This is a genomic window from Bradyrhizobium sp. MV1.5 (genome assembly GCF_055807615.1).
Map to the genome: position 1 here is coordinate 113,842 of NZ_JBVVPL010000009.1, position 26,352 is coordinate 140,193.

24 protein-coding genes are annotated in these 26,352 nt (G+C 59.6%); 17 read left to right on the forward strand and 7 right to left on the reverse strand.

All coding sequences use genetic code 11. The features are described 5' to 3' along the window. Nucleotides 1–25: 25 nt before the first annotated feature. The gene (locus AC0L2J_RS11710) at nucleotides 26–2,320 is read right to left on the reverse strand and encodes an FdhF/YdeP family oxidoreductase (RefSeq protein ID WP_473389700.1); all 2,295 of its coding nucleotides are present in this window, start codon (nucleotides 2,318–2,320) and stop codon (nucleotides 26–28) included. A gap of 317 nt (nucleotides 2,321–2,637) precedes the next feature. Here AC0L2J_RS11710 and fdhD point away from each other — a divergent pair, with 317 nt between their 5' ends. From fdhD to AC0L2J_RS11730, 4 genes are all read left to right on the forward strand, one after another. Continuing rightward, on the forward strand, nucleotides 2,638–3,471 hold the full coding sequence (gene fdhD, locus AC0L2J_RS11715; RefSeq protein WP_473389704.1) for a formate dehydrogenase accessory sulfurtransferase FdhD: 834 nt from the start codon (nucleotides 2,638–2,640) through the stop codon (nucleotides 3,469–3,471). A 479-nt stretch (nucleotides 3,472–3,950) separates the two neighbouring features. After that, the gene (locus AC0L2J_RS11720) at nucleotides 3,951–4,541 is read left to right on the forward strand and encodes a Crp/Fnr family transcriptional regulator (RefSeq protein ID WP_473389708.1); all 591 of its coding nucleotides are present in this window, start codon (nucleotides 3,951–3,953) and stop codon (nucleotides 4,539–4,541) included. 125 nt (nucleotides 4,542–4,666) lie between these two features. After that, nucleotides 4,667–5,389, forward strand: a complete 723-nt coding sequence (locus AC0L2J_RS11725) for a DUF4396 domain-containing protein (RefSeq protein ID WP_473389712.1) — start codon at nucleotides 4,667–4,669, stop codon at nucleotides 5,387–5,389. Nucleotides 5,390–5,493: 104 nt separating this feature from the next. Then, on the forward strand, nucleotides 5,494–5,646 hold the full coding sequence (locus tag AC0L2J_RS11730; RefSeq protein WP_083843319.1) for a zinc ribbon-containing protein: 153 nt from the start codon (nucleotides 5,494–5,496) through the stop codon (nucleotides 5,644–5,646). Between the two features lie 877 nt (nucleotides 5,647–6,523). On the opposite strand, the gene AC0L2J_RS11735 is transcribed toward AC0L2J_RS11730, so the two are convergent. After that, nucleotides 6,524–7,564 (reverse strand): AI-2E family transporter, encoded by a 1,041-nt coding sequence (locus AC0L2J_RS11735; protein ID WP_473389716.1) that lies wholly within the window; start codon nucleotides 7,562–7,564, stop codon nucleotides 6,524–6,526. Nucleotides 7,565–7,793: 229 nt separating this feature from the next. Here AC0L2J_RS11735 and AC0L2J_RS11740 point away from each other — a divergent pair, with 229 nt between their 5' ends. Continuing rightward, nucleotides 7,794–8,981 (forward strand): FAD-binding domain, encoded by a 1,188-nt coding sequence (locus AC0L2J_RS11740; protein WP_473389720.1) that lies wholly within the window; start codon nucleotides 7,794–7,796, stop codon nucleotides 8,979–8,981. 69 nt (nucleotides 8,982–9,050) lie between these two features. Further along, nucleotides 9,051–10,937, forward strand: coding sequence for a chloride channel protein (locus AC0L2J_RS11745; protein WP_473389724.1), 1,887 nt, complete (start codon nucleotides 9,051–9,053; stop codon nucleotides 10,935–10,937). Nucleotides 10,938–10,994: 57 nt separating this feature from the next. Here the strand turns inward: AC0L2J_RS11745 and AC0L2J_RS11750 are convergent, their stop codons facing one another. Further along, entirely contained in the window at nucleotides 10,995–12,245 is a 1,251-nt protein-coding gene (locus tag AC0L2J_RS11750) for a cation:proton antiporter (RefSeq protein ID WP_473389728.1), read from the reverse strand. Between the two features lie 325 nt (nucleotides 12,246–12,570). On the opposite strand from AC0L2J_RS11750, the gene AC0L2J_RS11755 reads away from it, so the two are divergent. Then, nucleotides 12,571–12,801 (forward strand): hypothetical protein, encoded by a 231-nt coding sequence (locus tag AC0L2J_RS11755; RefSeq protein ID WP_085351187.1) that lies wholly within the window; start codon nucleotides 12,571–12,573, stop codon nucleotides 12,799–12,801. A gap of 693 nt (nucleotides 12,802–13,494) precedes the next feature. Here the strand turns inward: AC0L2J_RS11755 and AC0L2J_RS11760 are convergent. Both AC0L2J_RS11760 and AC0L2J_RS11765 read right to left on the reverse strand, forming a co-directional pair. Beyond that, nucleotides 13,495–14,169 carry a response regulator gene (locus tag AC0L2J_RS11760; protein WP_473247725.1) on the reverse strand — a complete coding sequence of 225 codons (675 nt, stop codon included), beginning with the start codon at nucleotides 14,167–14,169 and terminating at the stop codon, nucleotides 13,495–13,497. Further along, complete coding sequence (locus AC0L2J_RS11765) at nucleotides 14,141–16,234, reverse strand: sensor histidine kinase (protein ID WP_473389732.1); 2,094 nt, start codon at nucleotides 16,232–16,234, stop codon at nucleotides 14,141–14,143. Before AC0L2J_RS11765 ends, AC0L2J_RS11760 begins: the two co-directional genes overlap by 29 nt. Nucleotides 16,235–16,371: 137 nt before the next feature. Between AC0L2J_RS11765 and AC0L2J_RS11770 the strand changes: the two genes are divergently transcribed. From AC0L2J_RS11770 to AC0L2J_RS11805, 8 genes are all read left to right on the forward strand, one after another. Continuing rightward, nucleotides 16,372–17,169, forward strand: a complete 798-nt coding sequence (locus tag AC0L2J_RS11770) for a Crp/Fnr family transcriptional regulator (RefSeq protein ID WP_473389736.1) — start codon at nucleotides 16,372–16,374, stop codon at nucleotides 17,167–17,169. A gap of 423 nt (nucleotides 17,170–17,592) precedes the next feature. Then, on the forward strand, nucleotides 17,593–18,066 hold the full coding sequence (locus tag AC0L2J_RS11775; RefSeq protein ID WP_473389739.1) for a PRC-barrel domain-containing protein: 474 nt from the start codon (nucleotides 17,593–17,595) through the stop codon (nucleotides 18,064–18,066). Between the two features lie 170 nt (nucleotides 18,067–18,236). Further along, a complete protein-coding gene (locus tag AC0L2J_RS11780; RefSeq protein ID WP_007607493.1) occupies nucleotides 18,237–18,608 on the forward strand; it encodes an SMC-Scp complex subunit ScpB in 372 nt (123 codons plus the stop codon). A 2-nt stretch (nucleotides 18,609–18,610) separates the two neighbouring features. Continuing rightward, complete coding sequence (locus AC0L2J_RS11785; RefSeq protein ID WP_007607494.1) at nucleotides 18,611–18,868, forward strand: DUF5985 family protein; 258 nt, start codon at nucleotides 18,611–18,613, stop codon at nucleotides 18,866–18,868. Next, nucleotides 18,868–19,143 (forward strand): DUF5985 family protein, encoded by a 276-nt coding sequence (locus AC0L2J_RS11790; RefSeq protein ID WP_007607495.1) that lies wholly within the window; start codon nucleotides 18,868–18,870, stop codon nucleotides 19,141–19,143. Before AC0L2J_RS11785 ends, AC0L2J_RS11790 begins: the two co-directional genes overlap by 1 nt. Nucleotides 19,144–19,503: 360 nt before the next feature. Continuing rightward, entirely contained in the window at nucleotides 19,504–19,698 is a 195-nt protein-coding gene (locus AC0L2J_RS11795; RefSeq protein ID WP_007607496.1) for a hypothetical protein, read from the forward strand. 105 nt (nucleotides 19,699–19,803) lie between these two features. Next, nucleotides 19,804–22,068, forward strand: a complete 2,265-nt coding sequence (locus tag AC0L2J_RS11800) for an alpha,alpha-trehalose-phosphate synthase (UDP-forming) (protein ID WP_473389743.1) — start codon at nucleotides 19,804–19,806, stop codon at nucleotides 22,066–22,068. 150 nt (nucleotides 22,069–22,218) lie between these two features. Continuing rightward, the gene (locus AC0L2J_RS11805) at nucleotides 22,219–22,410 is read left to right on the forward strand and encodes a hypothetical protein (RefSeq protein ID WP_063993336.1); all 192 of its coding nucleotides are present in this window, start codon (nucleotides 22,219–22,221) and stop codon (nucleotides 22,408–22,410) included. Nucleotides 22,411–22,555: 145 nt separating this feature from the next. Here AC0L2J_RS11805 and AC0L2J_RS11810 read toward each other — a convergent pair whose 3' ends face one another. After that, entirely contained in the window at nucleotides 22,556–23,050 is a 495-nt protein-coding gene (locus tag AC0L2J_RS11810; protein ID WP_473389749.1) for a MarR family winged helix-turn-helix transcriptional regulator, read from the reverse strand. 113 nt (nucleotides 23,051–23,163) lie between these two features. Next, entirely contained in the window at nucleotides 23,164–23,574 is a 411-nt protein-coding gene (locus AC0L2J_RS11815) for a hypothetical protein (RefSeq protein ID WP_473389753.1), read from the reverse strand. Between the two features lie 458 nt (nucleotides 23,575–24,032). On the opposite strand from AC0L2J_RS11815, the gene AC0L2J_RS11820 reads away from it, so the two are divergent. After that, on the forward strand, nucleotides 24,033–25,367 hold the full coding sequence (locus AC0L2J_RS11820; protein ID WP_007607508.1) for a substrate-binding protein: 1,335 nt from the start codon (nucleotides 24,033–24,035) through the stop codon (nucleotides 25,365–25,367). Between the two features lie 99 nt (nucleotides 25,368–25,466). Continuing rightward, nucleotides 25,467–26,342 carry a branched-chain amino acid ABC transporter permease gene (locus AC0L2J_RS11825; protein WP_007607509.1) on the forward strand — a complete coding sequence of 292 codons (876 nt, stop codon included), beginning with the start codon at nucleotides 25,467–25,469 and terminating at the stop codon, nucleotides 26,340–26,342. The last annotated feature ends 10 nt before the right edge of the window (nucleotides 26,343–26,352 follow it).

The window sequence follows — 26,352 nt, forward strand, 5'->3', positions numbered from 1 at the left end:
ATCGGCCCCCCTTCCGCGCCATCGCTCACGCGCGGATTCGAACCGGCACCGATTTAGCGGCCGGCGTCTTCGAATGGATGTCGTGGTGCGACAGCGGGATCAGGGGGTTCATTTCCGGATAGTAGGCCCCGACGCAGCCATCCGGCAGTTTGAACGGGGTCACCTTGAGAGGACCCACCTCGCGCAGGATGCCATCCTCTGCGTCGCTGACGAGGGAAACCATTTGACCTTCCTGAAGTCCGGCGCGTGCGATTTCGTCGGGATTCATCAGCAATACGTCCCGTGTACCCTCAATGCCTCGCATCCGATCGCTGTAGCCGTAGATCGTCGTATTGAACTGGTCGTTGCTGCGCATCGTGAGCAGCCGGAAGCGGCCGGGCGCATCGGAAAAGCCGGTCGAGGTGAGGGTTTCGGGCGCTGTAAACTCTGCCTTGCCGCTCTCGGTCTTCCAAATCCGTTCGCGGGCTGAATTGCCACGATAGAACCCGCCCGGCGTGAACATCCGCGCATTGAAGTCGTGGAATTCGTCCGGATAGGTCTCGGCGATCTCGTCACGGATGAGATCGTAGTTGCCGACCCATTCATCCCATTTCAGTTTGGGATTGGGGTTCAGGGTTGCTTTGGCCAGACCCGCGACGATCGCCACCTCGGATCTCAAGTGCTCGCTGGCGGGCTTGCGCAACCCGATCGAACCCTGGATACAGCTGAACGTATCCTCCATGGTAACGGCCTGCTGGCCGCTCGCCTGCACATCTTCTTCGGTTCGGCCGAGGCACGGCAGCAAATAGGCGGCCTTGCCGTGCACGAGGTGGCTGCGGTTGAGCTTGGTGGCAATCTGGACCGTCAGCTCCAGCCCGCGCCAGGCCGCTTCCATCTTCGATCGCTCCGGAATGGCGCGGACAAAATTTCCGCCGAGGCCGACGAACGCCTTGACCTTGCCGGCGAGGACGCCTTCGCAGGTCTCAACGGTGTTCATGCCTTTGTCGCGTGGCGGCTCGAATCCGAATTGCTTGGCGTATTTATCGAGCGGGACCAATTCAGGCTTCTCGGAGATGCCGACGGTGCGCTGACCCTGGACGTTCGAGTGTCCACGCACGGGTGAAATGCCGGTGCCATCTCGCCCGATGTTGCCCTTAAGGAGCAGCATGTTGACGAGCATCGCCACGTTTTGAAAGCCGTGTACGTGCTGGGTCAGCCCCATGCCGTAGATCCCGATCACGCGATCAGCCTCGACGTAGACCTGCGCGGCGCCCTCGATAACCGAACGGCTCAGACCGGATGCGATCTCGATCTCGTCCCAGGACGTCGCCCGGACCTTGGCTTCGAACTCTTCGAAGCCATGTGTGTGCTGCTCGACGAAGGGAGCGTCGATCACACGTTTGCCCTCCTGCTTGGCGGCATCGTCCGCCGCGAAGACGTGCTTGCAGATTCCGACAATGACCGCGATGTCGCCACCCACCTTCACTTGATGGTACTGGCTGCTGATTTGTGTGGTCTTGCCGGTCAGCATCTCCGTCGGATTCTGCGGATTGATGAAGACTTCGAGACCCTTTTCGCGGACGGGGTTGAACGTAATGATCTGGACGCCGCGCTTGGCAGCGTCCTGTAGGGGATGCAGAAAGCGCGGACTGTTCGACCCGGTGTTCTGCCCGAAAAAGAACATGGCGTCACAGTTGCTGAGATCGTCGAAGACCACCGTCCCCACGCCCGCGCCGATCAGCTTCTTGAGAGCGACGGAGGTCGTTTCGTGGCACATGTTGGAGCTGTCGGGCAGGTTGTTGTTGCCGTACACCCGTGCAAAGAGGGCATACAGATAGGAGGTCTCGAGGCTGGCGCGTCCGGACGCATAGAACACGACCGATTTCGGATCGAGGGCCCTCAATCGCGAGCCGATGGCATGAAATGCCTCGTCCCAGGAGCACGGCACGTACTTGTCAGTGGTGCCGTCATAACGCAGTGGATGCGTCAGGCGCCCCTGCTGCTCGAGGTCATAGTCGCTCCATGACAACAACTCGGTTAGGGTATGCTCGGCAAAGAACTCCGGCGTACAGCGGCGCGACGTTAGCTCCCAGAGCGTTGCCTTGGCGCCGTTCTCGCAGAATTCGAAGGCATGATAATCCGCAGGTTTGGCCCATGAGCAGGAAACGCACATGAAGCCTTTCGGCTTGTTCTGCCGACGAAGGGTGTTCAAGGCCGCGGGCGAATCCCACTCCTTGCCGAAGATCCGCGCTATTCCTTTCAGGGACCCCCATCCGCCAGCTGGGCCGTCGTATTCAACCGTGTCGGGAGTGTGGTCACCAGCTTTGTTGGGTCGCGCCATGATCTTGCTTCTCTTCGGGAACCGGCCAGCCTGTGCATCGGCAACGTATGTTCCCCGCGCGGGTTCCTGAGCAGCCGCTTCTCGGCGGGACGGCGGCTTGAGCGGCAAGCGCGTGAAAAAACCCAGCACCTGCAAGACCATCGACGGACGGGCGACGCACGCATTCTCCGCTCAGGAAATCTGTGCGCGGTGCCGTACCAAGGGAATGGTTTTGATCGCGCGATGTTGAACAGCGGGAGCGGGGCCCGACAATGGATGATGGCCAGGGAACGCGGTCCAATGGTTGAGGTTGCCAGAAGCCAACCTCGGAGCCGGATATGCAGGATCGTTGTACGCGCGACAAGCCGGAGCTGGTGTGGCGGGGGAGTCGCCCGATTCCGTCCTCACGCAAGGTCGCAGAGGAACGGCCGATCGCGCTCACGTACAACGGCTCGACTTACGCGGTGATGATGGCCTCTCCCGTTGACCTCCTGGACTTCGGCGTAGGCTTCAGCTTGAGCGAGGGCATTGTGGAGCATGGCGAGGACATCATCAGCATCGAAGTCGTCGAGCTCGAGCTCGGTTGCGAAGTACGGATCTGGCTCGACGACTCCTATGGTGATCTCCTCGCCAACAGGCGGAGGGCGATGGTCGGGCCGGTCGGCTGCGGCCTGTGCGGAATTGAGAGCCTGGAACAGGCTTGCCCGCGGCCGACGCGCGTAGTCAGCGAGGGCGGGTTTCGCCCGGTCGACATTCTGGAGGCGATGCGCTCCTTGCGACCGCTCCAGCCTCATAACCAGGCGACGGGCGCGATGCACGCTGCGGCCTTCTGGGACGGCCATGACATCCGATTGGTAAGGGAAGATGTCGGACGCCACAATGCGCTGGACAAACTCGCTGGTGCGGCGGCCAGAGTCGGGCTCGAAATGTCACGGGGGGCTGTCCTCATAACCAGTCGGGTCTCCGTCGAACTGGTTCAGAAGACGGCACGAATGGGTGTGCCGTTGCTCATCGCCGTCTCCGCACCGACTTCGCTGGCGATCGAGACTGCTGAGCATGCCGGCGTAACGCTCGTCGCGGTCGCGCGCGACGATGGCTACGAAATATTTAGCCACGCCGGCCGACTGATCTTTGGAGAGGAGTTGGGTTCCGCTGCGCTGGGCCGGCTCTGACTTGCTTTCCGCAAGACCTTGGCAACCCAGCTCTGTCCCAGAGAACGTCGTGTGCCTTCGTTCGGTCTCGTACCGACATCGCATCACTCAACTGTTTGGGTCGGAACGTCCGAAGCCCTCCAGCGCGTCGGTCCGAGCCGCCCTTCGGTTCGAAGAGAAGGCCTCAAATCAGGATGTTGGAACGGAGAATAGGAGTAGTCCTGAAAAAGGAACCGCCGATGGCCCGAGTGCGTACTCTCCGCAGACCCGCGGACCGTTCCGATCGATCCTCGGAGATTGCGGGGAGCGCAGCAATGCAGGACGGCCGGGCGACAGGCCTAGTTCCGACACCAATTGCGCCTGGAGGCCGCGTTGGCCCCTTGGCTGCACGGAACAAGCTGCTGCGTTGCATCCCAAAAACCGAGCTCACAGTACTCCAGTCGATCGGGACGCATGTCGAGCTCAAGCCGCGTCAGGTCCTTCATCATTGGCGCTTGCCGATGGAATATGTCTACTTTCTTGGCAGTGGTCTCGTATCGGTCTCAGCCAAGGTCGAGGCCGGGCGCTTCGTGGAGGCTTGGCTGGTGGGCTCCGAGGGAATGATCGGCGCGCCCTGCGTTTTGGCGCCGGAGGATCCGATGCCGCCGCACCGTCGGGTCGTTCAGGTGGGCGGAACGGCACTGCGAATTCCGACGCCGGCCTTTCTCGCCGCGCTTGACGATCTTAGGGCCCTCCGTGAAGTGATCCTCTCCTACATCAATCTTGTCTTGTTTCAAACGTCACAGGTGGGAGCCTGCAACTCGCTCCATTCCGTCAAGCAGCGACTTGCCCGCTGGCTTCTGGTCGCGGCAAACGCAATGGACTCTGGAGAACTGCCGATCACGCATGCTGTTTTAGCTCAATTACTCGGGATTCGTCGGGCCAGTGTCAGCGAATGTCTCGAGGCGTTCGAACAGGCCGGCATCATCCGCAACACCCGAGCAGCGATAACTCTGGTCGACCGGGCCCAGCTGGAGCATTCCGCCTGTTCGTGCTCTGGATTGATACAGCGCGAGTACGATCGGCAGATCGGCCGTCGCTTGCGTGCGTGAGAATTGAATGTGGAATAGCCAATTCTCCAAGCGCTCCGCCCCGAGATGATCGTGGGAAACCACAAAGCTCGATTTGAACGAAGGCGATCTTCACAACGTTTCTTCTCCGAGAAAACGGAGGAGCCATGATACCAATTTGGCTAAGAGATATCGCGCTGGCTTGTCTGGGTGTCGGATTTGTCTGCGCGGTCATCATCGCGATCGACCTCACCCGCCATCCACAGCGTATGTGGATCATGAATGTCGTCTGGCCAGTGAACGGTCTGTTCGGCACCGTACTGACGTTGTGGCTGTACTACCGGTTCGGCCGGCTTGCGGCCCGGGATGCGACTGAGCAGAACAAGCACTCCGACAGCAAGAGGGAGACACCGTTTCCCGTCATGGTCGCGAAAGGTGCCATGCACTGTGGCGCCGGATGTACACTCGGGGACATCATCGCCGAGAGCCTTGTGCTCGCGTTTCCGGTGATCGCGATCTGGGCGGGATGGAAAAGCCTCTTCTCAGAGAAAATGTTCGCGATCTGGGTCGTGGACTATCTGTTCGCTTTTGCGCTCGGCGTTGCATTTCAGTACTTCACGATCAAGCCGATGCGCGACTTGTCGCCAGGCGCGGGCGTCGTTCAAGCCGTGAAGGCAGACACTCTCTCGCTGACTGCGTGGCAAATCGGTATGTACGGATTTATGGCGATCGCGCAGTTCGCGATCTTCAGGAATCTGTTCGGGGTGAGGCTCGAGCCGTCGATGCCGGAGTTTTGGTTCATGATGCAGATCGCAATGCTTGCGGGCTTTTTCACGAGCTACCCAGTGAATTGGTGGCTTATAGAGGCCGGCGTGAAAGAACGCATGTAGGGCAAGAGGGTGCTGCTTTGGCGACCCCGAACACAATTAGCAACTCTCTTCGCTCGCGACGCTTGGACCAAATGGGGCGCCCGCGCTTAACAGGGAGAAGTATCATGGCGGCGCATGCAGGTGAGACAGCCCAAGAGACTGGAGACTTCAGGTGTGAGCGATGTCATCAGGCCACTCACGTCACAAAAGGACACAAGATTCCGAAATGCCCGCATTGTGGAAGCACGAGCTTCGACACCCGGCGAAACGAGCCGTAGGTGCAACCTTCACTCGGAAGCAGGACGTCAACACAGCCAATCTTGCGCCGTGATCGCCTCTCGAAGTCTTTCGAATGGCTGACGTACGTCCTGCAGAAATTCCGCCATCTAGCGGCTTCTCCAACGAAATATTCGTCGTCGCCCGGCGCGGTTCTCCAATGACTGAATGCGCCGGGCACTTTGCTACACGCGCAGCGCGTCACCACCGATGGTGCGCACGGATCACGCCGTGATGGTGGTGCCGATAGTGCCGCGGCGCCCAGCCGTAGCTATGACGCCAAGGTTGCGCGCGCCGGACCGTATATCCCCACGGTCTCGGCGCGGACCAACCGTAGCTATAGCGCCAGGGGCGCGGGCCCCAGGCGTATGGCCGCGGTCTCCAGCCATAGCCGCCCCAGTAAGGTGTATAGGAGTAAGCCGGATAGTACCCACCGTAGCCGTAGGGGTATCTGTAACCATAGTATGGCGGATATTCCTCATAATACGGGGTCGCAAAGGCTGAGCCGATCAAGGCTCCTGCCAGCAGGCCGGCGCCGATTCCCCAGCCGCCACGCCATCGAACCTGGGTCAGATTATCCCGCACTGCCGACGTGTGCTGCGTGGAGCTCGCGGCTGCCGAGAGCGGTGTCAGAGGCGCAGCCTGGCTACTGCTGACAGGAGAAATTGCGATCAGGCCGGTGAGAGAAAGGGCAAGTGTGAGTCTCCGCATCTGTGGCTCCTGTAATTTCAGAATGCGGTCTCAACATCAGCCTGCAATCTTGGTTTCTCGGGTCAAGGGTTCGGGACACTATGTCGCGCCGATTGCCGGTCAGACACGCGAGTGTACGACACCGTACCAACTCCGTGGCCTCCGCACCTTTTCAGCAGTGTTCCTGAACTAGGCAGCCTGTTTACTCTCCCGCTCCAGGAAGCCTTCGACATAGATCATGCGGACAGCAACGAGCAGAACGGCGATCAAGGGCGTGGCAACGATCAGTCCGATCAAACCGAAGAGAGTGCCAAGGATCGTTTGGGAAAGTATCGTCAGTGCGGGTGGCAGCGAGACAGTTCGTTTCTGAATCCATGGTGCGATGACATTTCCCTCCAACAGCTGGATCGTCAAAAACAAGAGAGTGACCCAAGCGGCAAGAGCAGGAGACTGTGCCAGAGCCACGAGGATCGCCGGCACTGCGCCTGCAAGTGCCCCGATGTATGGCACGAAGTTCAGAAGGGCCGCCAGCAGGGCCAGTGATAGTGGCAAGGGCGAACCGATGAGGAGAAGGCCCAGTCCGAGGAGCAGACCAACGATCAGCATGTCGACGAGTTGACCAAGAAACCAGAGCCTAAGCGTAGCACCGAGCTCTCCGGCAACTTCTCGGCCGCGAGGTCGCCAGGCCATTGGAAGCAAACGAAGCGAGCCTTCGAGATACAATTGGGGCGACGCAGCGAGGAATATCGCTGTCGCCGCCGTCACGACGAGAGTGCCACCTATGCCGAGAACGGAGCCAACGACGCCGGTGACGTAGCCTGTCAGGCCAGTGCGCAGAGACTTTCCGGCGATCTGCAACTGTTGAGCCAAAATCGAACCCCACGAGCTGTTTTGCAGTTCGCTCCAGATCCGTGCCAGTTGGGTTCTCAGTTGCTGGCTGATCTCGTCGGCCTGGATGAAAATGGCGCTGCCGCGCCACCACAGCAGCGCACCGAGTGCGAGCCCTGTCACAAGAATGACGGAAATCAAGGACGTGTATGGCCCGAGGCGCGTTACCCGACGGACCGCGTTGCTGGCGCCCCGCAAAACGCAAGCGATGACCACGGCGCTGAACAAGAGCAACAGTATGTCGCGAAGCAGCCAGACCGAGAGCGCGAGAAATAGAGCGATTGCGCTTACACGAAGGGTGCGCTCGATGTGCCTCACATGAACAGTCAACTTGTCTTCCAATTCGTCTCCTTTGTCGGAACAGTCCAGATTCCGAAGCTCGACATTGAAGTTGCGCAGGCGAGACTACTCGGAAAATCATCGCGGCGATCGCGTCGCATGTATGTAATACTCTGTTGCGGCCTCAAATGTTCTTGTACGCAAGCGACTAATTCTCGTCCGAAGACCGCCGAAGCACCAGAGCGAGTCGGGCATCGTGTTGCTGATCGTCGTTCGTTTCTGAGGAGATGGCATGAACAGCGTTCTAATCTCCGGGGTTGGAATTGCCGGACCCGCGCTTGCCTATTGGTTGAAAGCAGCCGGCTTCCAGCCGACGCTCCTCGAGCGCGCCTCCGCTCTACGGAGCGGAGGCTATGTCATCGATTTTTGGGGGCTCGGCTACACCATCGCTGAACGGATGGGATTGATGCCGGAGATCAGTCGCGACGGCTACTACGCCCGAGAGTTTCGGATCGTAGATGAAGCTGGCCGTCGGCTGGCCGGCTTCGGTACCGACGTCTTCTCCGAGTTAACGAATGGACGATACGTTACTCTTCAGCGCAGTGACCTCTCGCGCATGCTGTTCGAACGGGCCAGCGGCGTCGAAACCATTTTCGGAGACGAGATCATTCTCGTCGAAGAGAAACCAGATTGCGTCGAAGTCCAACTGAAGCACGGCGGCAGGCGGAGGTTCGACCTTCTCGTCGGGGCAGACGGCCTGCATTCAGCCGTGCGCAATCTGGTCTTTGGACCACAGGCTCACTTCGAGCGGCGTCTGGGGTATATCGTGGCTGCCTTCGAAGCTCACGGCTATCGACCGCGCGACGAGGATGTGTACCTGATCTACGGTCAACCGGGCCGCATGGTAGGCCGCTTCACGCTGCGTGATGATCGCACCTTGTTTCTCTTGGTATTTGCCGAGCATCACTCAGTTTTGCCGGAAACGCCGGCCTCGCAAAAGGCGCTCCTTCGTGAAATCTATGGCGGAGATGGCTGGGAATGCGATCAGATGCTCGCCGAACTGGAGCGCGCCGGTGAACTCTATTTCGACGCCGTCAGTCAGATCAGGATGCCGAACTGGTCACGAGGTCGGGTGGCGCTCATTGGTGATGCCGCCTTCTGCGTCTCGCTCCTGGCAGGGCAGGGATCGGCGCTGGCGATGATTTCAGCTTATGTCTTGGCCGGTGAACTCGCCATGTCCGGTGGACGATATTTGGAGGCATTTGCCGGATACGAGGCGCGGCTGAAGAGCTATATAGGCCGGAAACAGCGGGGTGCGGAGCGCTTTGCCGGAGCCCTGGCGCCGAGAACGCGTGTGGGAATGCTCTTCCGCAACTTCGTGGTCAGAAGTTTCTCGATACCGGGGCTGGCGAGGCTCGCAATTGGGCGGGACATCGCCGACGAACTGAAGCTTCCTGACTACCGTTGGGCGGGACCATGAATCGACGGGCAACCAATAAGGGCGTCCAATGGCGGTGACGTGGAGGCTCGGTGGGCGCGGATTGTCGCCATGCCTCTTGGCAGGAACCGCCTTTCGGAACCAGAGTTCATATCGGTGTCTGTGCGCAATAGTGGTCAAATGCCCTCGGTCCTGACTTACGGCACGCGAAAAGCCCTGATCGGCAGCAGCATCAAGCCGTTTGCTGAAGAGCGGAAGGTCAGCCTTCTCGTGCTTTGCGCGCTCGCCTTGGTGATTGGCGTCATGACCGGACTTGGCGCCGTCGGCTTTCGCGCGCTGATCGGCCTCGTGCACAACTTGTCTTACAATGGCAGGCTGAGCGTCGTTTACGACGCAAACGTCAGTGAGGGCCCCAGTCCTTTCGGCGACTTTGTTCTTCTTGCGCCTGTGATCGGCGGCCTCATCGTCGTCTTTCTCGTCCGGCGGTTCGCTCCAGAAGCAAAGGGACATGGCGTACCCGAAGTGATGGACGCCATATTCTACAAGCGCGGCAAAATTCGGGGTTCGGTAGCTTTGATAAAGGCGCTGGCGTCCGCAATATCGATCGGAAGCGGCGCCGCCGTCGGGCGCGAAGGCCCTATCATTCAGATAGGCTCAGCTCTTGGCTCAGCCTTTGCTCAATTTATCGGGCTCTCGACCCGGCAGAGGATCACGCTGCTGTCCGCGGGCGCGGGCGCGGGCATTGCCGCAACCTTCAATACTCCGCTGGGCGGCGTGCTGTTTGCTCTGGAAATTCTTCTGCCGGAAGTTTCAAACCGGACATTCCTCCCAGTCGTCGTGGCCACGGGGGCTGCGACGACGATCGGGCGCATCCTGATCGGTCCGGACCCGGCCTTTTCGGTTCCGGATGTGCAATTCAGCATGGTCGCATCCTTCAATGCGCAGGAAGCTCTCGCATTTGTCCTGCTTGGCTTGTTGTCTGGAGCGGCAGCCTGGGCGTTTATCCGTCTGCTCGTCTTCATGGAAGACGGGTTTCCGAAGCTGTCTGGCAACGAGTATGTTCAAAATATCATCGGCATGTCGTCAATCGGCCTGATGATGGTGGTGCTCACCCATGCCTTTGGCCACTCCTACGTCGACGGCGTCGGCTACTCCGTCATTCAGGAGATACTGGACCACAAGATGACGGCGGCGGGGTTACTGGCGCTGCTGTTCGTGCTGAAGCTGTTGGCAACGACGGTCAGCCTCGGCTGCGGGGCGTCGGGCGGGATCTTCTCGCCATCGCTTTACCTTGGCGCCACGCTGGGGGCCGCCTTTGCCGCTGCAACCAATCCAATCCTGCCTCATTCAGGGCTAACGCCATCTTCGGCCGCGATCATTGGAATGGCGGCCATCGTCGGTGCAGGTACGGGCGGCGTCATGACGGCGATCGTGATGGTCTTCGAGATGACCCGCGATTACGCAATCATCGTTCCGGTGATCGTTGCGGTGGCGTTGGCTGCAGGCGTCAGGCGTGCACTCGTCAACGAGACGATCTACACGATCAAGCTGCGCCACCGCGGGCACCGCATTCCGAAGGAGCGGCATATCAACCTCTATCTGGTGAAGCAGGCCCAGGACATCATGGAGAGGCGCTTTATCGTCGCCGGAGTAGGAACGACACTAAAACAGGCTATGGCTGCGGAAGATATCGATGATGCACTTCCTATCGTGGTTGAGCGCGAAGGCCGGATTGTCGGGCTGATCCCACCACGTTCCGGCTTATGGGCGGAGTCGCAATCGAACCCAGCTCTCATGGTCGAGCAATTTGTCGAGCGGCGAATGGTCATTTGCCGCGATCAGGACCTTTTGAGCTTGGTGTTTGCCAGGTTGAAGCGCCATCGGGCCGGCGCGGCAATTGTTGTCCGCTCTGCCTCGCGCCCGCGCGTGAACGATATCGTTGGCGTCCTCACCAAACGGGTGATCGCCGATGCCGTCATCGACAGCTATGAGGATTGATCCGTTCAAAAATGAGGCGCTTGTCGCCTGCGCTTGAAGGGTCATTGGAGACGAGACCTATTGTCCGACAGTCCGCTTTGCCACCCAGCCTAGAGTCGAGCCTTGAATGATGATGCTGAACAGGACGACCGCATAGGTTGAGGCGAGCATGGCGGCCTTGGCCGGGCTATCCGGGATTGATAGGGCGAGTGCAACTGAAATCCCGCCTCGAACGCCCGCCCAGGTGAGAAAGGGCGCGTTGCGCAGGGAAAGCAGCTGAGTCCATCCGAACAAAAACGGTTGGACTGAAACGGAGACAAACCGGGCGAAGAGAACGACTGGAATTGACGCTGCCGCCAGGCCAAGGCTGCGAAGATCAAAGCGCAGTATCAAGGTCTCGAGCCCGATAAGCAGAAAAAGGACGGAATTGAGGATTTCGTCGATGAGGGTCCAGAGCGCGAAGAGATATCCTTGTGTCCGCTCGCTCATCGCATATCGCGGTCCTCGGTCGCCGATGAGGAGGCCTGCGGCGACCATGGAGAGCGGCCCGCTGACGTGCAGATGTAACGCAAGTGCGTATGTTCCGGTGACGAGCGCGAGAGAGATCAGTACCTCTATGGCGTAGTCGTCGATGAGCCGCATCGCGCGATACGCAACATAGCCAGTCAACAAGCCCAGCACTATTCCGCCACCAGCTTCGCGAACAAGTAACTCAGCGACATCGGCAGCCGAAACCGGAGCGCCGTCTCCGGTGCTCGCAAAGCGAAGCATGATCGTGAACAGAACAATCCCGACGCCGTCGTTGAACAATGCCTCGCCTTCCGTCTCGATCTGCAGCTCTTTCGGCACTTTGGTGTTGCGAAGCGTACTCAGGACAGCAACGGGGTCAGTCGGGCTGATCAATGCGCCGAACACGAATGCCCAAGCCAACGATACGGGTAGGTTCACAAGGCCGCAGACGAACCAGAACATCAGGCCTACGAGGACGGTTGAGATCGAGGTGCCGAGAACGGCCAGAATAAATACCGGAATGGCGCGGCTTCTGAGTGTGTCCAGATCTACGTGCAACGCGCCGGCGAACAGCAGAAATGCAAGCATTCCGTTGACGACGACTTCGGTAAAGTCGATCTGTCGGAGTCCGTCGGCAAGTTGGTTTAGCAGATGAGCCGTCGGAACCGCTGCATCCAGACCGATCATCAGCAGCGACGTCAGGACACTCATCAAAAGAAGACCTACGCTGCGGGAGAGCGGCAGGAACTTGTGATTGAGCCAGCCGAAGGCGGCAGACAATGTGAGCAGAACGGCAGCAATATCCATCAGCGAAAGCACGGCAGGCTCCCATGTGCTCTGGCGAGAGTGCCTGTTCACTCCCTTCCGTTAAGGCCGCTGTTCGCTCTAGCCGGTGAGGGTAGTGCGTTCGAGATAGCGACTTTTGAGACGTGAATAAGCAAAAAACAACTTCGGCAGTTCCTGCGGGACATCTAAGCGGATTGGGATAAGCCTCAATTCCAAGCACCTCTCAGCGGCGGGGGCAGCTATCCATTTTCTGCATCTGCGGCGAAAGATCGCGACGACGATTGTCAGTATCGTCGTTCACTCCGCATTCATTGGACCGACATAGAAGTGCGGAGGGGGCGTACGACAAGGAAAAACTATGAAGAAAATCGCCTATGGATTTGCGGCCGCTGCTTTGCTTGCGGGCACTCAGTTCTTGGTTCCTGCCAATGCGATGATGGCGCCACCGGTCGGCGCCGCGGCAACATCCGAGACGATGCAGGCTGGCTATCACTATCATCATCATCGGAGGGTCTGCACCGTGCGGACCGTAGTCAAGCGCGGCTATCATGGTCGGCGTATCGTCAAGCACGTGCGCGTCTGCCGATAAACGCGAACTTGGAGGGCCGTCGATCGAGGCGGCCCTCACCTTGCATAGCAGCAATCCTCATCGCGCGGTGAGATGGGTGCGCGGCACACTACATCGGAAGCTGACGCTTAAGAGTCGCGGGAAAATCGACGTGCCGCGATCTCCAGCGCTGCGACACAAAGAGCCGTGAACAACATACCGAGGATCAGGAGCACCACGACTGTATCCATGATCAAACGAGTTCCTGCAAAGGATCGGGACGATGAATCCGACCCCGTCATTCCTCGATGTCGGTTGCCACACGCCTATAGCCGTCAAGCAATCGCGTATGCCGAGAACAGGAGACAGGTGAGGTAGATGCAAGCGAGGCAAATGCCCGCGGTTCTCGCCGTGCGGGCATCTAGCCGCGAGCTCGTCCGAGTGGCGAGCCCGGGCAGTTTCTCATACTGTGCAAAGAGCTGGCGACCGGGACGTCCTCGGAAAAGTACATTTCTCATGTATGCCTCCAAACAACCATGATCCGTCCAATACGTGCGGAATGCAGAAGCCGGAAAGAACGGTGTTCCGGCCGGCGATTCGCGTTGGTTCTCTCGTCCGCTTCATGGAAGATAATGGACGGCGTCCCATCGGGCAGTCAGGAGATGAGCGGGGCTTGTCGGGATAATCCTGACGTCCGCATGCCACGCAGGGCCGTTTGGCCCACCTACTTCCCGCTCAAACTTGATCCGCACTCTTTCCCGAATGGCTCAACCAGCCAAGGGCCACGCCGTAGCGCACGATGTCGGCACGCGTGAAGAGTCCGAGCTTTTCGACCGCCCTGGCCTTGTAAGTTTCGACGGTCTTGATGCTGATGCTTAGCTGATTGGCAATTTCCTTGTTGCTGAAGCCTTGTGCGATGAATCTGAGAACCTCACTCTCGCGCGGTGTCAGCTCGCCGGCTGTGGAAGCGCCGGAAGACGAGTGGGCGCCCTGCGCGGATGGAAGTGCTTTCTCCGCAATTGCGGGATCCAGATACAAACCACCTCCAGCGATCGCGCGAACTGCGCGCTCGAGCTCGTCGGCCGCAGAGCGCTTCAGCAGATAGCCGCGAGCTCCCGCTTGCAGCATCGGTTGAACGTAGGCGTGATCCTCGTGCACGGTCAGCGCCAGAAGACGAACTTGAGGAAGCTGCGTCGCCAGGGTGCGAGCAACTTCAAGGCCACTGATGCCGGGCAGTGAAATGTCCAGGATGGCAATATCCGGCGTGGCCTTGCGAATGACATCAAGGGCGGCCTGTCCATCCGTTGCTTCCCCGACGATCTCAATGTCCTGCACATCCTGAAGCAACGCCTTCATTCCGGCCAGAACAAGCGGATGATCGTCAGTCAACGTGATCCGGATCGGGCACATAGCCCATCTCCTCTATTGGCACCGGTATTCTCATGAAAAGAGAGGTGCCGTGGCCGGGTTCAGATTCGATCGCCAAAGATCCACCGAGCAGCGTGAGGCGCTCCTCGATGACGGACAGGCCCAATTTTGCGTGGCGGCTCTCACCCTGCGAGAATTCCTGAAAGTCGAAGCCGTTCCCGTCGTCTTCGACGACGATCCTAAGCTCAGCTGTGCGTCGGTCGATGACCACGCTGACGTTTCGAGCTTGCGCGTGTTTGACCACGTTGTTCACGGCCTCCTGGACGGCGCGGTAAACCGCGATTTCGACGTCCTGGCCGAGACGGTCTCTTCTGCCCAGAGGCTGAAAATCGACGCTGATCCCGAACCTGCGCTGGATCTCTGCGCAGAATGCCTCTAGCGCCTTGTAAAGGCCCAGGTCGTCAAGGGCAGTCGGGCGCAGGTCAGAGGCGATTTGATGGATATCGCGCCCAATCCCTCTCGCGAGTCCTTGCAGCCAATTGAGCCTCTCCAATCCGAGCTTGCGTTTCGGGCTCGTGCCAAGAAGCGGCTCCAGGTTCTTTAGACCGAGAAGGAGACCTGTGACCGTCTGGCCGATCTGATCGTGAAGCTCTCTTGCGATTCTACGGCGTTCATTTTCTTCCGCTTCGGAAAGACGTCGAAGCAGTTGCTGTCGCTCCAGCTCAGCTCGCTTGGTCTCGTCGATATCCAGAATGACTCCATATACGACGTCCAAGTTCTTATCATCGATGCGAGACAGCCGTCCGCTGGCCCGCAGCCACCGGCTGTGAGGGGGAGCGGTCCGGAAATCTGCAATCGCCACGTTTCCCGAACGGCAACTCAGCAAGGAAGCCTCAAAGTTCCGCTGGTCGGCGGGATCAATACAGCTCAGTATCCGATCCATCGGAAGGATCGTATCTCCTTCGGAGCGCGAACCGTCTATCCGGAGCATCTCCCGGGCGCGGGGCGACACGATCGCTTCTCTGCTCGCAAAATCACAGCTGAACACGCCGAGATCTGCGGCATCGATCGTCAGCCTCCGTCGCTCTTCACTTGCGCTGAGTGCCAATGCTGCCTGCGCCTCTTGCTCGCGCCGGCGAAGCGAAATGTCGCGTATGGTGTACCAGGCCAAAGTCAGAGCCAAGACGAAGCTCAATACCCCACCCCCGGCAAGGAAAATGGCTGAGCGCTGGACGGGACCATTCAGTTCCTGCGTCGGTATTCCGAAATGGACCGACCATCCGCTGGTTCCGGGGATGACTTTGTAGATCGAGTCGACTTGTTCGCCGGCAGGCGTGGTTTTGACGTAGCTTCCTTCTGGCGCTGAGGCTATCGCCTGGCGGACCGTAGCGCTGGCAGATTGTCCGAGTTCGGATTGTTCACCGAAGGTGCGGGCGACGATGTTCCCCTTGGCATCGACCACGAAACCCACCCAGCCGGCCGGGGCTCCTGCGCTCTTCAAAATCTGGCTTATTGCATCGGGCACCAGGGCCACCGTGAGTACAAACTTCAATTGTCCATCGCGCTCAACGGGGGCCCTGACCGCCACCACGCGTTTGCCGGTGATGGGACCACGCGGCCCAATTCCGCCGATCGCCGGCTTTCTCGTTTTCAGGATCTGTTCGAAGTTCTCTCGGTCGGCGGTGGCGCGCATCCCATCCCCGAGTGGACGGCTGACATCAAGCACCTGATTCCCGTCAGGATCGACGAGCTGAATCGTCTGCCAAAGAGGACGTGCTTCGTTGACACGCGTCGCTTCGCGATAGAACGCGTCGAGGTCCGGCTTGTCGAGTGTTGCGGAAGCCGCGATGGTCTCGGCGATCTCGAGCTGGAGACTGATCTCGGAGGCAAGCCGGTTGACGACGCTATCGAGCGTCTCCACGGCGGCAGCCTGAGAGCCCCTGCGCTGCTGCTGCGCGTTCAGGAAAACGACCCAACCCGCAAAAAGCGCAAGAGGCATCGCTGCCGCGATGAAGACGAGGATCAAGGGGCGGCGGGCTGCGCGCCGGGAGATTGAGGTGGGCGCCTCCATGCGGGTGGGTATCAAATGAGACAGCAAAACGCCCACGTGCTGGCACTTCCTCGATGTTTCTGGTTCTTGTCAGGTTTTTCCCGACACTTCTATCGGTCACCCTGACTCCCAGGATCGCTCGATCCATCCCATCGTACAGGCAATCATTGTAGCGGTCTAGAATTGGGCTTGACATGGAACATTCTTCATCGCCACTGCGGTTGATCGAAAACGAATTCAACCCGAAGCGGCTTGGTTTGGACGAGCCCTTCTGCGGGACTAGCCGCAACGAACTCGTCTCCCGACTGTCGGCTTCATCGCAGTGCCGTTTGCTCGAAAGCTGCGAGACGGTGCCTCTGAACAAAGGACAAATTCTCTACGATCGCGGCACTCCTCTTCGCCATGCCTACTTCATCGAGTCCGGTGGGTGTTCTGTCACGACCCGTGCGGGCGACTGCCTGCCGGTCGAGATCCATACGCTCGGGATGAAGGATTTTGTCGGCGTGCCGTTGGTCCTGGGCATGCACGTTTCGCCGCACCGCTGCAGCGTGAGAGTGCCGGGCCAAGCGCTTCGGATCCAGTCCGATCAGCTGATTTCTTTGATCAAGAGGGACGTCGAGCTTGAAAAGATGCTTTTAGGCTATGTTCAGGCGATCCTGATTCACAGTTCGCAGCTATCAGCCTGCAATTCCAGGCACACGCTGCACCAGCGCCTCGCCCGGTGGCTCCTGGTTGCCAGCGACAGGCTCGGGTCTCGCGAGATACCTTTCACGCATAGTTACATAGCCAATGCTCTCGCGGTCCGGCGCGCCGGCGTTACGGTCGCTCTCGGGAGTATGATGCGCGACGGAGTGATTGGATGTCGCAGGGCGGGGATCGTCGTCATGGACGAGGCCAGGCTGAAAGCGATGGCTTGCGATTGTCAGGGGATCATCCTGTCGGCGCACAACCGTCCTTGTGCGGTGCCGCCCCTCCGAATTGCCTATTCGTGAACGCGATTCCCTACTGCCGTTAAGTCGGCTGTACGGCAGCCAACAGAGTCCAGATATTCTTGAAGCGATAGAGGCGGAGATGTCATCGCAAGAAGGCCGGATCCGAACCGATACCGAAGTTCTGGTGGGGGCCTTGGAGGAGGCGCAAAGGCTTCTTGCCGCTTACGAGAACCCTTGCTGCAATCGCACCAGGGACGACATTATCGCTATGGTCGAGTTCATCATATGCAACCCTTCCGTGACACGTGCAATGCTTCATCAAAAGATGCGCAGCCGCCTCAAGCTGGTCGGATAAGTCTCGTGCGGGAGCGTACATTCGCATTCAGGAAAACGAAACTTGCGAGCGTGCGATGAGTTGACGATGATCCAACAGAAGTAGGAGCAATCGTCATGAAGATATCACTTTGCATTCTTGCCTCCGCGATGCTGCTGGCTACGCCGGTCATGGCGCAGTCGTCCCAGAACAACGCGACGACCGCGGCGCCCAACGTGCAGCCGGCTGCCTCGACCGCCTCCATGCACAAGGAAGGTGAATGGCGTGCATCGAAACTCGTTGGCGTGAACGTCTATAACAACAGCAACGAGAAGATCGGCGACATCAATGATCTGATCCTGGATTCCAGCGGGCGGGTTGCCAACGTGGTGATCGGAGTGGGAGGATTCCTTGGAATGGGCGAGCACAACGTCGCCGTAACGTTCGATCAGCTCAAATTCGCCAAAGAACCGGTGAAGACCGTGTCCAACGATGGCGCTGGAAAGACCGGCAATGCCGGTTCGACGAGCACGACGGGAAGCGCATCAACGTCGGCCCAGCGAAGCGATAATTGGTATCCGGATCACGTGGTGCTGAACGCCAACAAGGATCAGCTGAAGAAGATGCCCGAATTCAAGTACTGAGCCGATTTCGGTCCCTATTTCCAGCATGCTTATCGGCGGTGTCATCTGAGATGACGCCGCCTTTTCCAGTTGCATTTGATCCGGTCGGCTTAGATTTGTGGCAGAGGAAAAGCAGTCTTGAATTTCTGCATTGAATCGATCAGCTTGCGTGCCGCTGGCTGAGGTCGACGATGTCTGATGAAGCACTGCCGGAAGAGGTAGAGGAGCTTGTCCGACGCTACATTCGCTCTGTGGCGCAGCTCGAAGCCCTTTTGTTCTTCCACAAGCGGCCCGGCGAGCGCTTCGACGTGGAGTCGCTCGCTGCACGCCTTTACGCGGGCAAGATCGAGATGGCCGATGCTCTAGCGTCCCTGAGGAAGGATGGCTTCCTCGACGGCGAGGCGGGGATCTATGCGTTTGCGCCGCGGCCCGAATTGCGGCCAGTGGTCGATAGCTTGGCCTTGGCGTATTCGCGGCATTTGATCCCGATCACACATATCATCCACAACAGCCCACACCGCATCCAGGCATTTTCAGATGCCTTCAGGATTCGAAAGGATTAGTCATGGCTGCGGTGATTTACACACTTTGCGCGATCACGAGCGGCTTTTGTGCATGGCTGCTCATTCGGGCATATATCGGTAACAGGTCGAAGTTGCTCCTATGGAGCGCCGTCTGCTTCGCGGGTCTGACTTTCGAAAATGCTGCTCTCTGGATCGATAAGATCGTATTTCCTCAAGTTGATCTTTCCGCCGTGCGACTATCGATCGGCCTGTTCGCCATGACGGTCCTGCTTATCGGCATGATCTGGGAGGCCGACTGATGGACCATTTGAATCCCGTTCTTTCCGGTGCGACGGCATTCGCATCGCTCCTGGCGAGCATATATTTCCTGAAGTTTTGGCGTAAGACGGGCGACACCTTTTTCCTGCTCTTTGCGGCTGCGTTTGTGATCGACGCCGTCGCAAGATTTGTCCTGGCTGTGGTGCAAGTGACGAATGCGAGCGAGCCGGTGTACTTCATCCCGCGCCTGATCACATTCGGTCTGATTGCGCTTTCGATCGTCGGGAAGAACGCGCTGCCGAAGAAGCGCAAGTGAAGCGCGAATTCAAGAGGCGCTGACTTGCAAGATTACTCGGGGTGCAACCGTACACCCGGTTTCGCGCCTTGAACGACGGGCAGGGGAATCGACCACCGACCTTGCCCGGGACGGATGGACAGGTCATGCCGTCAGGAGAGGCGGACCCCAGCCGAGGAACGCTGGGATTCCAACTCCCGCCGCGCGCTAATTCACCCGCACGTTGGCGGGCTGCTGTGTGGGACAGGAGTGATCTTCGGCAGAGCGCGCACAGCTTGCTACGTGACGAAACACGGTACAGTTCTGTACAATAGCAGCCGATCTGCCCCGCTGCCGCTTGCCCGCGGGCGACCTCCGAAGGATATTGCGCAGGGGGCTTTCATGATCAGCAAATCGAATCAAACGGCACTCAATGTCTTTCCGCAAGCGTACTGCCTGTCTTGCGAGGAAAAGACGCCGCATCGGCATGAACGGCTGGCAATCCACGGTACGCAAATGGCACGTGCGACTTGTCTCACCTGCAACAACGAGCGTACGGGCTTTGAGGAGGGGAAGCGGCTCGCCAATCCGAGCTAACAGCAGCCGTCCTTTGGTCTGGTATATGTTCGCTCACTACCGCTTAGCGCAATCGACAGTGGCCAATGCGCCGCGAGAGCTGCGCCTGCTAAACGGCTCGAGCAAATGCCTGCGGACGGTCGGGGTAGCTCCGGAGTGACCCCGATATCGTACAAGGAGTTCTTCCGCTATGGCATTTTCGGCCTGGCGGTAGCCGCAGTCGTGGCGTTCGGTATCTCGCCATTTACCGGAGGAATCGTACAGCAGTGGTCGCGAAGCGATGTTGAAGCCAGATCCAAGCTGGTCTTCAACGCCATCCAGCCGTTGCTTAGTCGTGATGTGGAAGACCAGGCCTGGGACCGGCTCTCGGACCTTTTCAAGAGAGTGGCGCTCGACAAGAAGATTCTCGCGGTTGGATTTTGTGATCCGGAAGGCTCGTTGCTCGCGCCAACACCGGAGATGCCGGCGAGCTTCTCCTGCGAAAAGTCGGCCAAATCCGAGAACGAGAGTTTCGCAAGCATCGCCAGCGGCGGGCGACGAATTCTCGTAGCTGCGTTTCCGATCTCGAGTAGCCGAGGTCGTTCCTACCTCGTCATTCTAACCGACCTCAGCTTCGCGGCGGCCAGGTCCAGCCAGGTGCTGGCGTATCTGCTTGCCGCGCTTGCCGGCGTCGTTCTGGTCCTGACCGTTGGCACGATCATTTTCGCCGTCCTCATGATGCGCGGCTGGATGAAGGCATTGCGACGCGCGGTCGAGGAGGTCCGTCGAGGTGCTCAGGGAGTGCCACTCCAACTCGGTGGCTCGTCTATTGATCGAGAAATTCACAAGCTCTTGCGTAGCGCCGAACAAGTTACGTTTACAAGCCAGATCGATTGGACGCCGAAATCGCTTCAGGAGGTGCTGCAAAGCGTCCTCCCGGGGGCCGAAGTTCTCGTCCTTTCCAATCGGGAGCCCTACATTCACAACACTTCGGAAGCGGGGACTGTGGTGCAGCGGCCGGCGAGTGGATTGGTCTCGGCCCTGGAGCCGATCATGCGTGCCTGCGGTGGCACTTGGATCGCACACGGCAGCGGCAGCGCCGATCGGGAGACCGTCGACGACCACGATAGGCTCCGCGTCCCCGAGGCAGCCCCGGCCTACACGCTTCGGCGCATCTGGATCTCTGAGAAAGAACAGGACGGATATTACTACGGTTTTGCCAATGAAGGGCTCTGGCCATTGTGCCATATCGCTTTCGTGCGCCCTACGTTCAGGTCCAGCGACTGGCAAATGTATCGGCAGATCAACCAGCGCTTTGCCGATGCAGTCGTTGCCGAGGCGCGCGCCGAGGACCCCATTGTGCTGGTCCAGGACTATCACTTCGCGCTTGCTCCAAGAATGATCCGTGAGCGCCTGCCCAGGGCGACGATCATAACCTTCTGGCACATTCCGTGGCCGAATGCGGAAACCTTCAGCATCTGCCCATGGAAGGCGGAGATTATCGAAGGATTGCTCGGCAGCACCATTGTTGGATTTCATACCCAATTTCACTGCAACAACTTCATCGAGGGTGTGGATCGCTTCTTGGAAAGCAGGATCGATCGCGAAGTGCAGGCAGTCAGCCTTGGAGGACATGAGACCAGAATACGTCCTTATCCAATCTCGATCGAATGGCCGCCAAGGGAACTGGAAAAGCTACCACCTCCCGCGGAATGCCGATCTAGCATCCTCGCCCAGTTCGGATTGGCGGAGGATACGAGGCTGATCGTAGGCGTTGAGCGATTCGATTACACCAAAGGCGTTCTTGATCGCATGCGGGCCGTAGACGCGCTTTTGTCGCGAAATCCGGCCTGGACAGATCGGCTTGCCTTCATCCAGGTCGCAGCACCGACGCGCAGCAAACTCAACGCGTACTCGAAGCTCCAGGCTGAAGCGGAGGCGCTCGCTGCCGAAATAAACGAGCGGCACCGCGGTCGCCAACCCTTGATGCATTTGGTCGCGCGGCACTACGAGCCGTCAGACGTGTTCCGGCTGTTCAGAGCGGCCGATGCCTGCGTCGTCAGCAGCCTGCATGACGGAATGAACCTCGTCGCGAAGGAGTTCGTTAGCTCGCGAGAAGACAACGCTGGGGTCCTTATCTTGTCGAGCTTCACCGGGGCGTCACGAGAATTATCCGAGGCTCTCATCGTCAATCCCTATGACACCGAAGAAATGGCATCGGCTATCGAGCTTGCACTTACAATGCCAATCGAGGAGCAGGCCGAGCGCATGAAGCTCATGCGACAGCAGGTCAAGGAGCATAACGTCTATCGCTGGGCAGGCACGATGCTGGTGGACGCAGCGAGAAGTCGCACCCGCGAGCGGGTTCTTGGCCTGGCCACCAAGGCCGGTAATGGCGTGAAGCAGATCTGAGCGAGCTCTCCAAATGCCGATTTTTCAACAAACACCGTACTGAAGCGTACCGTTCCCTCTTTCCACGGCGAATAGCTCGCTGGCACTCTTGTCGTCCGCGAGCTGTTGCCTTGGGCATGTGGACTTGGGCATGTGGAAAGGAAGGCGGAAATGGACATACTGATCGGAGCTGTCATGATCGCAGCTGCAGGCCTCCTGATTTTCATTGGGCTCCCGAGTCGCGCTGGCGATCATCCAAAATTCCTGCGCTTCGAAGCCGCTCTGGTTCTGTACCCTCCAGTCATTCTGTCGTTTCTGGGCCTTGGCGCCGCGGCGCTGATTTCAGGCCTGCTCACCAGATAGTCGCCTTTCGAGCCATGAGACGGCTCTCAAAATCCGGCGGAAAATGCGATCCGTCAGCCGCGGAGGTGGAAACCAATCGTCCAGGAGGCTGATGCGTAGCCGGTGCCGATAACGCAAGCCTGAGTAGACGTGGCCTCCTTGGGGCTTAGCGCGCTGGTTTCGGCCCGCCAGATTCCCGAAACGACCTCAGCAGGCGATCCAGCGCCGGGCTCGCGGCACGGCGGAGCTCCTGAAGATTTCTCTGCGAAAGTGCCCGCAGCTTTTGTTCACCTTTCCTGGTCAGTTTGAGGTGCACACGTCTGGCATCCTGCGGGTCGGCAACCCGGCTTACTAGCCCAAGCTTGGCCAAACGATTGATCAATTCGACCGCCGAGTGAGGTCGGATCAGCAGAAAGCGCGCAACATCACCGACTGTCGCAGGACCCGGGCGCACGAAGCCCTTGATGCCAAGCAGCGCCTGATGCTGCGTAGGCGTCAATCCCTGCTTTGCTGCGGCTGCCTCGCTGAAGGCCAGAAAGCTCCGGATTTGGTACCGGAACTGCGCCAGCGCAGCATAGTCGGAGTCATGCATCGTGTGGGTGGCTGCGGATGGCGCAGACCTGACCGCAGTCGCCCGTTGCGCCTTCTTCACCTGAACCATGCCATGCCGTCTCCGTGCTTCCCACCCGGCGACGCGGGCCGTTAGCCAAAAGTAGCAAGCAGGAGCGCCCGCACCAAGCAGCGGGAACTCCGGATACACAGCTATCCGGCGCTCTACTCGAAGCTCGAGAGTAGGATCTTCACCAGGATGACCTGAAACGCGATCGGGATCCGGGCGCTCTTCCGCCTGATCGAGCGCTGCAGCGCACCGGCGATCTCGGCGCTGGTCAGGCTGCCTGCCGAGGCATTGGCGATCAGCTCGCTCCACATCTGCGACAGCGAACCGCCGGGCGGGATTACCGGCTTGATGGTCACGCCGCAGCCCTGCGCCCATTCCACGATCTCCCGCATCGTATGCGGCCCGCAATTGCGCGCCGTCGCGAGACGTTCGGCCGTGAGCGCCCGCAGCAATTCGCGCGACGGCGACCAATTCCCTTTCGGCGGTTGCTCGCCGTTGAGCTCGACTGCGAGCTCCTTCAGGACGTTCTGGGCACGCACGCTCAGCCGCTTCATCGGCCCGGGCACACGCTTCGCCTGAACAGAGCCGACTGCCGGTCCCCGCTCACCGGTCGTTCGATTGCGAGGGTCGGGCATGCGCGAGGCATCGCCGGACTGTGGTGTCGCCCCCTGTCCGTTCACCTCTTCCACCGACCACGCCGCCTCCTGCCGCTCCGCAACTTGCGGCCACGACCGTCGCTTCCGGGTACCCGCCACTGTCGTTCGCCGCGCCATTTCTCTCGCCAAGCTCGCCAGCCTCGTACTCACAAAGGCTAATATATATCGTGATCCGATATGTTTTCACGTGATAATTTTTGTCGTTCGACCAAAGGCGAAATTGACAGCGGGGCTTTACAAGCAATGCTAAGCGCCAAGAGCTACACGCGGATGTGACGTGCCCGGCGCAGCAGGCCTTTGCGGTCGGCTGGCGCCGGACAGGTCGTGCTGGCGCCTGCAAACAAGAGTGATATTCGGAGGAAACGATCATGACTGACGATCTCATTCGCCGCGGCATCTCGCGCCGTGGTCTGCTCCAGACCACCGCCGGCCTCATCGGCGGCTCCATGCTGCCGGCGATGCCGGCCTTTGCCGACGACAAGCCGGCGATTGGCACTTATCCGGTTGGCGTGTCGGGTTCCACCGCCTTCATCGGCATCTCGGTGCCGCGCACCGGCACGTACGCGGTGCAGGGCGAGGACGAGCTCAAGGGCTACCAGCTCGCGATCGAGCACATCAACGAAGGCCACCAGCTGATCAAGAAGATCTCGCCCAAGACCAGCAAGGGCGTGCTCGGCAAGGAGCTGAAGTTCGGCGTCGCCGATTCGGCGGCCAAGCCGAACGAGGCGGTGCAGGCGCAGCAGCGCTTCATCAGCGAGAACAAGGCGATCATGATCACCGGCGGCACGTCGAGCGCCGTTGCGGTGGCGCTGAACAAGCTCGCCCAGCGCGAGCATGTGATCTTCGTGTGCGGCATTTCCGGCTCGAACGACACGACCGGCAAGGACTGCGTTCGCTACGGCTTCCGCCAGAACTTCTACGGGCAGACTGCGGCTGCAGCGATCGGCCCGGTGATGGTGCGGGAGTTCGGCAAGGGCAAGAAAGCCGCGTATCTCACGCCGGACTACACCTACGGCCACACCGTCACGAAGTCGATGCAGGACTTCCTGGCGACCGCTGGCTGGACCACCGTGACCAACCAGGTCGCCCCGCTCGGCGCGCCGGACTATTCCTCTTACCTGCTGAACGTCGCGAACTCTGGCGCCGACGTGCTCATCAACGTGAACTGGGGCCATGATGCGGTGCTGTCGACCCAGCAGGCAAAGCAGTTCGGCGTGCTCGACAAGATGAAGCTGGTCGTCCCCTACCAGGTGCCTTTCATCGCGCGCGAGACCGGCGGCCTGATGCAGGGCGTCTATGCCGCCACCGACTATTGGTGGACGATCGAGGACAAGTTCCCGCTGGCCAAGATGTTCAACGAAGCCTTCGAGAAGAAGTACGGTTACAAGCCCGAATGGGGCGCCGAGAACGCCTATGTCAGCTTCGCGCATTGGGCGCACATGTGCGAGCAGGCCGGCAGCTTCAGTCCGCCCGACGTGATCAAGGCCTACGAGAAGGGCGAAACAATCCCGTCGCTGGTCGGCGACGTGCATTACCGCCCCGAGGATCATCAGTGCGTTCGCCCGGTGATCATCGTCAAGGGCAAGCAGCAGAAGGACATGAAGAACAAGGAAGACTGGTACGACGTCGTCGAGATCGTCCCGGGCGAAGCCCTGATGCAGAAGCCCGACGCCTTCGGCTGCCATCTCGGCGACTACAGCTGAGATCTCGCAAACCCCTGTGACGCCGCGGACTGCACTCCGGTCCCGCGGCGTCACCTTTTTCTGACGCGCACCCTCGCGCGCCACAACAGCGATTGTCGCATGATAAGTTGGCCTAACCTCGTTTCACAGCTTTTCAACGGGCTCGCATTGGGTGCCTTGCTCGCGCTGATCAGCTCCGGCCTGACCATCATCTACGGCACGCTCGGCGTGCTGAACCTCGCGCACGGCGCGATGTTCATGATCGGCGGCTATGCCGGCTTCGTGGCCTACCAGTACACGGAATCGTTCATCCTCGCCGTGATCGCAGGCTCGCTGTTCGTGATGCTGCTCGGCGTTGTCATGGAACGCGTCATTATCCGCCACTTCTATGATCGCCCGCACGAGGATCAACTGCTCGTGACCTTCGGGCTCGGCATCTGCTTCGTCGAGCTGGTGCGCCTGATCTTCTCGAGCCAGTCGCAGCTGGTGCCGCCGCCGGCGCTATTCCAGGGCATCACCAACCTCGGCTTCATGTTCTATCCGACCTACCGCCTCGCCGTGGTCGGCATCGTCGCGATCGCCCTCGGCGCGCTGTTCATCATCCTTTACCGGACCCGGCTCGGCCTGATCGTGCGGGCCGGCATCGAGGATTCGGTGATGGTGGATTCGCTCGGCATCAACGTCTATCGCGTCTTCATGGTGGTGTTCGGCATCGGCGCGATGGCCGCCGGCTTTGCCGGCATCGTCAACGCGCCGGTGGTGTCGCTGACGCCGGGCATCGGAGACGACATCCTGGTCCAGACCTTCGTGGTGGTGGTGATCGGCGGCGTCGGCTCGTTTCCAGGCGCGATCCTCGGCGGTCTGATCGCCGGCGAGATCATCAGCGTCACCTCCATGTTCAACCCCGGCTATGCCTATGTGATGCTGTTTGCGGTGATGACGCTCGTGCTCGTGGTGCGACCGCATGGCTTGCTCGGCGTCCAGGGCCGCGAGTAAGCGATTTTCC